General features: G+C 62.3%; 13 protein-coding genes and 1 pseudogene. 9 read left to right on the top strand and 5 right to left on the bottom strand.

From position 1 onward, the window contains the following. The coding region (locus EN984_RS08005) for a response regulator (RefSeq protein WP_164765402.1) at positions 1–890 on the top strand (890 nt) is incomplete at its 5' end. A 19-nt stretch (positions 891–909) separates the two neighbouring features. On the opposite strand, the gene EN984_RS08000 is transcribed toward EN984_RS08005, so the two are convergent. The 4 genes from EN984_RS08000 to EN984_RS07985 form a co-directional block, all read right to left on the bottom strand. Then, positions 910–1,689, bottom strand: a complete 780-nt coding sequence (locus EN984_RS08000) for a Stf0 family sulfotransferase (RefSeq protein ID WP_236383230.1) — start codon at positions 1,687–1,689, stop codon at positions 910–912. A 123-nt stretch (positions 1,690–1,812) separates the two neighbouring features. Continuing rightward, the gene (locus tag EN984_RS07995; RefSeq protein ID WP_127267513.1) at positions 1,813–2,667 is read right to left on the bottom strand and encodes a lytic transglycosylase domain-containing protein; all 855 of its coding nucleotides are present in this window, start codon (positions 2,665–2,667) and stop codon (positions 1,813–1,815) included. A 5-nt stretch (positions 2,668–2,672) separates the two neighbouring features. Next, entirely contained in the window at positions 2,673–3,923 is a 1,251-nt protein-coding gene (ispG, locus tag EN984_RS07990) for a flavodoxin-dependent (E)-4-hydroxy-3-methylbut-2-enyl-diphosphate synthase (RefSeq protein ID WP_164748833.1), read from the bottom strand. A gap of 334 nt (positions 3,924–4,257) precedes the next feature. Further along, on the bottom strand, positions 4,258–4,437 hold the full coding sequence (locus EN984_RS07985; RefSeq protein WP_013529217.1) for a YdcH family protein: 180 nt from the start codon (positions 4,435–4,437) through the stop codon (positions 4,258–4,260). 239 nt (positions 4,438–4,676) lie between these two features. Between EN984_RS07985 and EN984_RS07980 the strand changes: the two genes are divergently transcribed. After that, positions 4,677–4,880 (top strand): DUF465 domain-containing protein, encoded by a 204-nt coding sequence (locus tag EN984_RS07980; protein WP_013529216.1) that lies wholly within the window; start codon positions 4,677–4,679, stop codon positions 4,878–4,880. A 24-nt stretch (positions 4,881–4,904) separates the two neighbouring features. Here EN984_RS07980 and EN984_RS07975 read toward each other — a convergent pair whose 3' ends face one another. Continuing rightward, a complete protein-coding gene (locus EN984_RS07975) occupies positions 4,905–5,693 on the bottom strand; it encodes an IclR family transcriptional regulator (RefSeq protein WP_127267515.1) in 789 nt (262 codons plus the stop codon). Positions 5,694–5,820: 127 nt separating this feature from the next. Between EN984_RS07975 and EN984_RS07970 the strand changes: the two genes are divergently transcribed. The 7 genes and pseudogenes from EN984_RS07970 to EN984_RS07940 form a co-directional block, all read left to right on the top strand. After that, positions 5,821–6,702, top strand: coding sequence for a transporter substrate-binding domain-containing protein (locus EN984_RS07970; RefSeq protein ID WP_127267516.1), 882 nt, complete (start codon positions 5,821–5,823; stop codon positions 6,700–6,702). Positions 6,703–6,873: 171 nt separating this feature from the next. Beyond that, the gene (locus EN984_RS07965; RefSeq protein WP_127267517.1) at positions 6,874–7,539 is read left to right on the top strand and encodes an amino acid ABC transporter permease; all 666 of its coding nucleotides are present in this window, start codon (positions 6,874–6,876) and stop codon (positions 7,537–7,539) included. A gap of 1 nt (position 7,540) precedes the next feature. Continuing rightward, complete coding sequence (locus EN984_RS07960) at positions 7,541–8,191, top strand: amino acid ABC transporter permease (RefSeq protein ID WP_127267518.1); 651 nt, start codon at positions 7,541–7,543, stop codon at positions 8,189–8,191. A 2-nt stretch (positions 8,192–8,193) separates the two neighbouring features. After that, the gene (locus tag EN984_RS07955; protein ID WP_127272345.1) at positions 8,194–8,988 is read left to right on the top strand and encodes an amino acid ABC transporter ATP-binding protein; all 795 of its coding nucleotides are present in this window, start codon (positions 8,194–8,196) and stop codon (positions 8,986–8,988) included. A 38-nt stretch (positions 8,989–9,026) separates the two neighbouring features. Next, positions 9,027–9,488, top strand: a complete 462-nt coding sequence (locus EN984_RS07950) for a RidA family protein (RefSeq protein ID WP_127271288.1) — start codon at positions 9,027–9,029, stop codon at positions 9,486–9,488. A gap of 25 nt (positions 9,489–9,513) precedes the next feature. Next, positions 9,514–10,719, top strand: coding sequence for an aminotransferase class V-fold PLP-dependent enzyme (locus EN984_RS07945; protein WP_127271290.1), 1,206 nt, complete (start codon positions 9,514–9,516; stop codon positions 10,717–10,719). A gap of 221 nt (positions 10,720–10,940) precedes the next feature. Beyond that, positions 10,941–11,266 (top strand): annotated as a pseudogene (locus EN984_RS07940) (hypothetical protein); the annotation flags it as partial.

The raw sequence follows: 11,266 nt of genomic DNA, 5'->3' as shown, positions 1-11,266 counted from the left end.
ACAATCCGGTCAACCGCGAAATCCTGCTCGAGCAGCTCAGAAGCTGGAGCTTCGACTGTGCCGCCGCCGAAAGCGGCGCCGTCGGCCTGGCCTTCCTCGACCGCGCCTTTCAACTCGGCGCCGCCGTCGACTGCATCATCCTCGACTACCAGATGCCGGGCATGAACGGCGCCGACGTCGCCAGAGCCATTGCTTCCGACAGCCGCCTGTCGGCCATCCCGATCGTTATCCTGACCTCGGTCGACCAGGTCGATTTCGGCAAGATGATCATCGACTTCGGCATTGCCGCGCATCTGACCAAACCGGCGCGCTCCGCGGTGCTGCTCGGCACCGTCATCTCGGTGATTCAGAAGGCCCGTTCGCAGGTCGGCAAGGCGCGGTTCGTCCGCGAACCGATCGTGCAGGCTTCCCTGGCAGCGCCGCCCGCCTTCACCGTCATCCGCGGCCCGGCAATGCCGGTCGCGGCAGCGCCGGAATCGACAACCGCGCCGAACGGACCGATCGACATCCTCATTGCCGAGGACAATGACGTGAACCAGTTGGTCTTCGGCCAGATCCTCAATGGGTTGGGCTTGAGCTACCGTATCGCCGGCAATGGCCGCACGGCGGTCGAAATGTACCGGGCGCTGCGCCCCAAGCTGATCCTGATGGACGTTTCGATGCCCGAAATGAACGGCTACGAGGCGACCCGCGCCATCCGGGCGATGGAGGTCTCGACGGGCGCCCACATCCCGATCATCGGCGTCACCGCGCACGCGCTGAAGGGCGATCGCGACAAGTGCATCGATTCAGGCATGGACGACTATCTGCCGAAGCCCGTTTCGCCCGACCGCCTAGGCACCAAGATCGGCACCTGGCTCAGCGAGACCGTCGTGGCCAAGACCGCCTGACTGCATCCATGAGGATGCGTCAGACGGCGGCAGCCTCCAGACGATAGCGGCGCATCCAGTCGAGGCTTGTCGCGTCAGCAAGCTTTGCAACGCCGGGGCTTACATCCTCCTCGTCAGGTGCTGGGACTCCCAGGGCTTCGCAGATGCCTAGCAACGTCGCAGCCGGATTGCCTGAAAGGCGCTCATAGCCGACGCGCAGCGGGGATATGCCTTGCTCTGCGAACCAAATGTTCCAGGCCGCGTCATAGGTCTCGAGTTCCGTGACCTCTCGTTTGATACGCTCGAAATCATATTGGGGCTCTTTCGGCGGTGCGACCCTTTCGATCTCGGTGCCATCGGGAGCGATATGCCAAAGACCGGTCTGCTCCGCCTTGATCAGGGAGACAGCCTGCGCGAGCTTGTTCTCCCGCGAGAGGTGTATGTAGAGGACGCGGCCAAAGGCCTTTTCAAGACGCGCTCTGTCCGACTGCAGTTTCGGGAAAATCCGGTCGAGGGTTGCCGAGAGTTCATCCAGATTTTCGCGCATCAAGCGAAGGCCGAAGAGGCCGGTCCCACCCTTGCCGGCAGCGATCGCCGCGTTGAGATAGGCGACATTGAAGTCGAGCTCACTCATCGTGTCGCGATCGGGCAGCTTCCACTCTTCAGCCCACTCCAGCACATCCTGCCGCCGATAGAATGAGTGCGGATCGCCAGTCGTCTTCGTGGATGCCAGAAGCTTGCACAGCAGCGTGCTACCGGTCCTCGGCGTGCCGCAGATGATGTATCCATCGAACATGTTGAGGCCCATGCTGCTCGTCAAAGACAGGGCCGCCGCCCAGTAAGGATGGCGGCCGCTATAGCTGAAATCTTTGCTGGATGCGACGTCACGGCTATCGCTTTTAAATGCCTCTCTCGGACAAACACCATGCCGGCAGCGGCCAAATTACCGGTTGCGCACCACCACGCACGCCCCACCGACACTTTGCAATTTCTGGCAAATAACGTTGGCATCGGCGCGGCGGTCGACACCGATCCTGACCGCGTAGATGCCGCGCCGGCCGATCGGCGTGCGCACCCGGCTGACCACCGGATCATGCCCGTTGAGCAGGGCCGGGAACCGGCTCCTTACCCTGACCCACTGGTTGATCGCGGCGCTGCGGCGAAAATTGCCGGCCACTTGGATGCCCCATGGCTTTATGTTGATCGAAGCCATGGCCACCGTCCGCGACATGATCACCGGCAGTTTTCGGCAAGCGACGGCAAAATCCGTCTTTGCGTCGAGCGGCTCGACCCTTCCGGCATAGGCCCGGTCGGTGAACTTGTCGGCTGGTTCGCCCATGATGTCTAAGACATAGCTTTCGGTTTCCATCGGCAGGAAACCGCCGGAGCTGAGCCAGCGCGACACCCGGCTCTCGCCGGCATTGTAGGCGGCGGCGGCCAGGCCGAGATTGCCGTAGCCGGTTTTCATTTCGGCCAGATATCTGGCCGAAGCCGGAATCGCCTGGTTGATGTCGAAGGAATTGGCGAGCCCGCGCATCTTGGCGGTGCCCGGCATGAACTGGGCAATGCCTTCGGCACCGACCGGACTGACGGCGTTGGGATCGAAACGGCTTTCCTTCCAGATCAGCCGGGCGAAGAAATCCCTGGACAGGCCGTTCTGGTCGGCATGCGCCTGGATCAGATTGCAGACCTTGTCGATCAGCCGCTGCTTGGCGGATTGCGGCGGATCGGCCTGCACAAGGGTCGACCAGGTCAGCCCGTACAGCAGGATCAGCGCTGCCCAAAGGAAACGCTGCATCGGTTCTACTCGGCCGCGGCCTTGCCGCGACCGAACCGTTGCTCGATATAGTCGGCGACCATTTTCTCGAAATCCGCGGCGATCGACGGCCCGCGCAGCGTCGCCGCCTTTTTGCCGTCGACGAAGACAGGCGCCGTCGGCATTTCGCCCGTGCCGGGCAGCGAAATGCCGATGTCGGCATGCTTGGACTCGCCAGGGCCGTTGACGATGCAACCCATCACCGCGACCTTGAGGTTCTCGACGCCGGGGTATTTGTCGCGCCACACGGGCATGTTCTTCCTGAGATCGGCCTGGATGTTCTGGGCGAGTTCCTGGAACACGGTGGAGGTGGTGCGGCCGCAGCCGGGGCAAGCGGCAACAATCGGCACGAACTGCCTGAACCCCATGGTTTGCAGCAATTCCTGTGACACCTGCACCTCGCGCGTGCGGTCGCCGTTCGGCTCCGGTGTCAGCGAGATGCGGATGGTGTCGCCGATGCCTTGCTGGAGCAGGATGCCCATGGCGGCCGACGAAGCGACGATGCCCTTCGAGCCCATGCCGGCTTCGGTCAGGCCGAGATGCAGCGCATGATTGGAGCGGGTGGCGAGCTCGGTATAGACGGCGATCAGGTCCTGCACGCCGCTGACCTTGGCCGACAGGATGATTTTCTCGCGGCCAAGGCCGATCTCTTCCGCCATCTCGGCCGACAGGATCGCCGACTGCACGATCGCCTCGCGCATCACCTCCTGCGCGGTCAGCGGAAAACCCTTGTCCTGGTTGTCGTCCATCAGCCGGGTCAAAAGCTCCTGGTCGAGCGAGCCCCAGTTGACACCGATGCGCACCGGCTTGTCATGCCTGATCGCCATCTCGACGATATCGGCGAACTGGCGGTCCTTCTTGTCCTTGAAGCCGACATTGCCCGGATTGATGCGGTATTTGGCCAGCGCCTCGGCGCAGGCCGGATGATCGGCCAAAAGCTTGTGGCCGATATAGTGGAAATCGCCGACCAGCGGCACGTTGATACCAAGCCGCTGAAGCCGCTCATGAATGCGCGGCACGGCGGCGGCGCTCTCGTCGCGATCGACGGTGATGCGCACGATCTCCGAGCCGGCCCGGTGCAGCGCTGCGACCTGCGCAACCGTCTGGTCGATATCGGCCGTATCGGTGTTGGTCATCGATTGGACGATAACGGGCGCGCCGCCGCCGACGACCACGCCGCCGACATCGACGCCGACCGACGTGCGGCGGGGGAAAGGAGAGGAAAAATATCCGGTCATGCCGGCAGCCTTTTGTCTCTGGAGCATCTTGTGTCCTGCATGGACGCACAACGACGCCCCGGGCCGATGCGCTGAGGTCCGGGCATGAGGTGGAGGAGCAAAGATGGCTTGTCAATGGCGACAGGTCGCCACTGGCCGGAATCGCCCGCCGCCGGCGACCAGAAACAATCGATGATCTGGCGAAACGGGCGACGGCCGAAGCGGAGATTGAGCCGGGTGCAAGTCCAGCTTCGGCTGACAGACCGGTGCTGGAAAATCAAAACCCTCCACGCCGGCGGCGGGGTGCCGCCGGGAAAAGAGGCCGCGGATATTGGGCGGCTATGTCAGGAGGGCGTCAATGCGTGGTCGGTTTGCCTCTTAGTTTTTCAATCTCGTCCTTGAGTGCCAGCTTGCGTCGCTTGAGATTCACGATTTCGAGGTCGTCGACCGATGGATGATTCATCGCGTCATCGATTTCACGTTCGATGTCGCCGTGTTTCCGCTGCAACTCATCAAGATGGGATGCAAGAGACATGATTGGTTCTCCCTTTCATGGTTTTCCTCGATTGCAACCGTCACGGCGCGTCCACCGCAGGTTCGCTTCTGTGACGGCACGGTGACAGTGTGTCACCTTCCGCGGGCGATGTCGAATGATCCGTGGTAGCATTCCACGACACCTTGAAATGTGATATGGGCTGCACGCCGGTGACAAAACACCCGGTCCCGCCCAATCAGGCCCAGTTTTGGGCGCCGCAGACGTGCAGACGGTAGAGAATGTCCGATCAGGAACAGGCCGATATTCGCCTCGAATTTTCCCGCCTGAAGCAGGAACACGCCGATTTCGATGCCGCCATCAACGCGATGATCGCCATGGCCTGCGATCCGCTGCAGATCCAGCGCATGAAGAAGAAGAAGCTGTTCCTCAAGGATCGGCTGATGGCGCTGGAAGACAAGATCATTCCCGACATTATTGCATGAACTGGCATTCGCTCGTTCGCATGCCTAGGCTGCGATCGAAAGTCTCGCGGCACGATCACGCAGCAGGCCGATAAGTTCGCCGGTCCGCTCCTCGGACGTATCGATGGGGACCACCAGGCACATGGTCGCCTCGACCTTGCCCGGCGCTGAAAACACCGGCGCGGCAAGGCACTTCGTATAGGCATCGACAAGGCCCGAAGTGACGCAATAGCCGGTGACCTGCGCTTTTGCGATGTCGGCGACGAAATCGTCGAGCCGCAGTTTGCGCCCGTCGGGCAGCACGAGATCGTCGTCCGACACCATGCCTTCGATCTCAGCCTTCTCCAGCCCCGCCAGAAGCAGCCGCCCCGAGGCCGTCCAGGGCAGCGGTATCTGCAAGCCGGTGGCGGAACTGATGCGGAACGGCCTGGTGCCGGGACTCGCATGGACGATCGTATAGCGGCCGCTCTGCAGCATGCACAGTTCGGAAGTCTCGCCGGTCTCGCGCGACAGATTGTCGACCTCCTGGCGCCCCCGCCTCAACAGGTCGTTGCCCCGCACATAGTCCATTCCGTAGAGATAGAGCTTCTTGCCGAAATAGACGCGATTGCCGTCGCCTTCCATTTCCAGCAGTCCCGCATCGACCAGCGACCGCACCAGCGTATAGGTCGTCGAACGGGGCGCGTGCACGCCCTTGGCAAGGTCGCCAATGCCGATCGCGCGCTGGGTCGTGTGAAGAAACTCCAGAATCTCGAGCACCCGGTTGAGCCCCTTTTCACGGGAGCCCGAAATCTTCTCGCCGGCTGAAAGTGCCGAGGCATTGCCATCTTGCATTGTTGATTCCCGGTGTTAGTATCTGTCCTGTACAGGATACACACGTCTCTTGTAAGAGACAATCGCTTCGACGTCACTGACGCGTGTATTGCCTGTGCAAGGGGAACACAAACGAAAGGAGGTCGCCGTGAACGACACATCCGGAAGACGTGATTTTCTGAAATTGGGAATGGCGGGACTGGCCACGGCCGGCGTCGTGGGTGCGGCGGTAGCCGTCGATGCCCAGAAGGCCGCTGCTCAGGCAGCACCCGACAGCCTGCTGCGCACCGTGCTCGATCGCGGCAAGCTGATCGTCGGTACCGGCAGCACCAATGCGCCGTGGCACTTCGAGAACGATGCCGGCGAACTCGTCGGCATGGACATCACCATGGGACGCATTCTTGCCAAGGGCCTTTTCGACGATCCGACCAAGGTCGAGTTCGTGATGCAGGATCCGGCACAGCGCATCCCCAACGTCACCACCAACAAGGTCGACATCACCATTCAGTTCATGACGATGAGCGCCCAGCGCTCGCAGCTGGTCAATTTTTCCCGGCCTTACTATGTCGAGGGCGTCGCCCTGCTGAGCCTTCCGACCGCCGAGAACAAGACCTTCGACAAGCTGCTTGCCGGCGGCTCGGCGACACGCGTCTCCATCCTGCAGAATGTCGATGCCGAGGCGCAGGTGCATTCGGTGCTGCCCGAGTGCCAGGTTATGCAGATCGATACCCAGGCCAACGTGCTGCAGGCACTGGAATCGAAACGCGTCGACGCCGCTGCCGTCGATCTGTCCACGGTGCGCTGGCTCGCCTCGCGCAATCCGGACAGATATTTCGACGCCGGCAAGAGCTGGCTGAGCATGCTTTATGGCGCGGCACTCCGGCAAGGCGACCTTGACTGGCTGACCTTCGTCAACGCGACCTTCACCATCGCCATGTTCGGCCACGAAAACGCACTCTACGATGCCGCCTTCAAGGACTATTTCGGACAGGAGCCGCCGGCGCGCCATCCCGGCTTCCCAGCCATCTGACCTGCATCGGGCGGAAGGGCGTATCCAGCGCCCTTCCGCCTCCCTAGAGCAATTCCAGGAAAAGTGTGAAACGGTTTTCGTCCGGAATTGCGTCAAAACAAAGAGTTAGAGCGGGTCGCCGTTTCCGTGAAACGGTGAACCGCTCTAAGCCTGCGGCACTGAGGCGGACGCATGGGCTATGCCCTTAATTTCAACCTGATCTGGCGGCACTTCGACAAGCTGTGGGGCGGACTGCTGCTCAGTCTCGAACTCGCCGTCATATCGATCGCCATCGGCATCGTCATCGGCCTGGTTCTGGCGGTCTGGTATGTGTCTGCCGGACGCATCGTGCGCACCATCATCGCCGCCTACGTCGAATTCATCCGCAACGTGCCGCTGATCCTGCTCGTCTACCTCGTCTTCTACGGCTTGCCGACAGTGGTCGATATCGCCTACAGCGCGCCGACCTCGTTCGTCGTCACGCTGTCGCTCTATAGCGGCGCCTATTTGGTCGAGGTGTTTCGCTCCGGGCTCGAAGCCGTTCCGCGCGGACAGCTGGACGCCGGCAAGGCAATCGGCCTGACACCCTGGCAAAGGCTGCTCAACGTGCGCCTGCCGACCATGCTGCGCATCACCTTGCCGGCATTGTCCAACACCTTCATATCGCTGTTCAAGGACACCTCCGTCGCGTCGGTCATTTCGGTGCCGGAGCTGACCTATGGCGCCCAGTGGATCAACTTCAACACCTTCCGCATCGTCGAGGTCTATCTCGTGGTCACGGCGATGTATCTGGTGACCGGCTACATCTTGCTTTTTGCGCTTCGGCTTGTCGAGCGCCGGTTCAGGGCGGCGCGCTGATATGCTGACCCAGATCGCCTATGCCTTACCTTTCCTCGCCCAGGGCTTTGCGCTGACACTGTGGGTATCCCTGCTGGTCGTGGTATTTTCGCTGATTGCCGGCGTGATCATGGGCGTCGGTCTCGTCTATGGCCCGGTGCCGTTGCAATGGGCCGTGCGCATCTTCAGCGACACCATCCGCGGCATCCCGATCCTGGTGCTCATCTTCTTTGTCTATTACGGACTGCCGGCCATCGGGCTTCATCTGCCGTCGTTCTGGGCCGCCGTGCTGGCGCTGACCCTGTTCAAGACAGCCCAGGTCGTAGAATATTTCAGAGGCGCTGTCGGCTCCATTCCGAAAGGGCAGTCCGAGGCGGCGATGGCGATCGGGCTGACCTTTCGACAGCGGCTCGCCTACGTCATCTTCCCACAGGCGTTCAGGCGCTTCCTGCCGCCCTGGATCAACGGCGTCACCGATGCGGTCAAGGGCAGCGCGCTGGTATCGCTGCTCGGCATCACCGACCTGATGCAGGCCATCAACCAGGTCATCGGCCGCACCTATGAGGCCATGCCGCTCTATATTCTCGGCGCGCTCATCTACTTCGCGGTCAACTATGCCCTTTCGCTCGCCAGCCGGCGGCTCGAGCGGCGTTTCTCCTTCATCCGGGAATAGCAATGTCCACAAGTCCGAAAAACACCCCGGCCCTTCTCGACGTCCAGGACGTTTCCAAAGCCTTTGGGACCGTCCAGGTCCTGCGTTCGGTCAGCCTGCAGGTGGCGAAGGGCGAGGTGGTGACCGTCATCGGCCCTTCCGGCAGCGGCAAGACCACGCTGCTGCGTTGCGTCAACTTTCTCGAAAGCTATGACAGTGGTTCGATCCGCATCGACGGCAAGGAGGTCGGCTTTCGCGAAGCCGGAACCCGCCAGCGTCGCAGCGAACGCGATCTCGCCGCGATGCGCGCCGAGACCGGCATGGTGTTCCAGAGCTTCAACCTCTTTCCGCACCTGACAGCCGCCGGCAACATCATGCTTGGCCTCACCAAGGTGCGCGGCAAGAGCAACGCCGAAGCGCGCACCATCGCCGAACACTGGCTCGGCCGGGTCGGCCTCGCCCACAAGGCCGACAGCCTGCCCGCCGAACTGTCCGGCGGCCAGCAGCAGCGCGTCGGCATTGCCCGCGCCGTGGCCATGGGGCCGAAGATCCTGCTTCTCGACGAGATAACCTCCGCGCTCGACCCGGAACTGGTCGGCGAGGTGCTCGAGGTCGTTCGCAGCCTGGCCGAGGACGGCATGACGATGGTGATGGTCACGCACGAAATGGCGTTTGCCCGCGATGCCTCGAGCCGCATCATCTTCATGGCCGATGGCGGCGTCAGCGCGGCGGGTCCACCCGCCGAAATCCTGGCGGCCGACACCGACAATGAGCGCCTGCGCACCTTCCTGGCACGCTTCCGCGCCTCGCATTTCTAGAACGGGACAGCGAACGCTGTCGCAAGGAGCCTTCTTTCATGACGCCTTATATCCGGCTCGCCGCGTTGGGCCTGACGCTGCCCGAGCCGCCGACACCGATCGCCAACTTCGTCACCCATGCCGAAAGCGGCCGGCTGATCTTCCTGTCCGGCCAGGGTCCGCTGCGCACCGACGGCACGCTGTTTACCGGCAAGGTGGGGGAGGATGTCAGCGTCGAGCAGGCTTATGGCCATGCCCGCCTCACCGGCCTCAATCTGCTTGCCGTCATGCACGCAGCCACTGGCGACCTTGGCCGGATCGTGCGCGTCGTCAAGCTGCTCGGCTTCGTCAACGCCATACCGACCTTCAGCGACCACCCGAAAGTGGTCAATGGCTGTTCCGACCTGTTTGCCGATGTGTTCGACAATATCGGCGGCCATGCCCGCTCGGCGATCGGCGTCGGCTCCTTGCCTGGAAACATCACCGTTGAAATCGAGGCGGTTGTCGAGATCGCCGCCTGACCTTTAGAAGAATGGAATCCGAGAGATGAAAACCACGTCCACCGACGGCTCCAACACCACCATCCGCGAACGGCTCGGCCTTCGCCCGATCATCAATGTCTCCGGCACGATGACCGCGCTCGGCGCGTCGATCATCGTCCCCGAAGCGATCAGCGCCATGGCGGAAATGGCCTCGCAATGGGTGGAAATGGATGACCTGCAACGTGCCGCAAGCACGATTGTCGCGCGCCTGACCGGCGGCGAGGCCGGTTTCATCACTGCCTGCTGCGCCAGCGGCATCACCATGGCGATCGCAGGTGCTATGACGGGGACCAATCTGCTCGCCATCGAGCGGCTGCCTGATAACACGGAGGGCCTCAAGTCGGAGGTCATCGTCCAGCTCGGGCACATCGTCAACTATGGTGCGCCGATCGACCAGTCGGTCCGGCTGGCGGGCGCCAGGGTCGTGCCGGCCGGCACGGTCAGCGTGACGCAGGACTATCATGTGCGCGACGCGATCAACGACCGCACGGCGGCGGGCCTCTACGTCGTTGCGCACCACACCGTGCAGTATGGCATGCTGTCCCTGGAGGAATTCTGCGAGATCTGCCACGCCAGGGGCATCCCTGTGATCGTGGATGCGGCTTCAGAGTATGATCTGCGCGGCTTCCTCGCGCGCGGCGCCGACATTGTCATCTACAGCGGCCACAAATTCCTGAGTGGGCCGACCAGCGGCATCGTCACCGGGCGCAAGGATCTGGTTCGCACCGCCTATCTCCAGAACCGCGGCGTCGCCCGCGCCATGAAGGTCGGCAAGGAGAGCATCGCCGGCACCATGGCCGCACTGGAAGCCTGGGAAAAGCGCGACCATGCCGGCATCCGCCGCCGCGAAGACGCCGCGCTCAACCTGTGGAAGGAGACGTTGCAGGGCCTGCCGGGCATTGTCGCGCAGATCATTCCCGATCCGACCGCCAACCCTCTCGATCGGCTTCAGATTTTTGTACTGCCCGAAAGCCGGTTCACGGCGGCCGGCCTCACCTCGGCATTGGCGACGGGCTCGCCACCGATCATCGTGCGCAACCATGAGGTGGAGCGCGGCCATTTCTTCCTCGACCCCTGCAATCTTCATCCCGGCGAGGCCGAGATCGTCGCCGAACGGCTGCGCGCCATATTGACCGCCAAGGACCGCCCGGCCGATGCGATGAAACTCGCCCGCAAGGATTCGTCCGGCGTCTTACGCTGGCCAGATTGAACACCCGGCGAATCGCTTGCTGAAATGCGCCGACCGTAACCAGCACGCGCCATCATGCGCCTATTGGCCTGACGGGCTCTCCAGGGCACCGGCCGGGAAACTGCCGGCTCCCTTTGCGCGCCTTGGCGGGTCCAGCCTGGTGGCCGCTTCGTAGCCTCTCAAAACAATAACTTTACAAATATCTTTATTTATGTGAAGTCATGACGATTGAAGGATCGATCATGACAGCCACTCGTTTCGCCACGCGCCTGAATTCCTTTGCCTCGCGACCGCACGCCGAGTGGCCCGATCTTACCGGCAAGCCGTCGCTGCTGCAGATGGCGGCGCGCGCCGCCAAGGTCGAGGGGCTTACCGATCTGGATCTCAACTTTCCTGACCATGTCAGGGAAAAGCCCACGGAAATTGCTCTGAAACTGGGCGATCTTGGGCTCTCCATCAATGGCTTTGCCATGCGCTACTACTCCAACCCCGCCTTCAAGCTCGGCGCTTTCACCAATCCGGATCCGGCGGTGCGTCGCGAGGCCATCGACCTGACCAAGGCCGGCAT

This window comes from Mesorhizobium sp. M7A.F.Ca.CA.004.12.1.1, from assembly GCF_003997835.1.
Lineage (GTDB): Bacteria > Pseudomonadota > Alphaproteobacteria > Rhizobiales > Rhizobiaceae > Mesorhizobium.
Note: the sequence above shows the minus strand (reverse complement) of the source record. Positions and strands in the feature narration are given on the sequence as shown.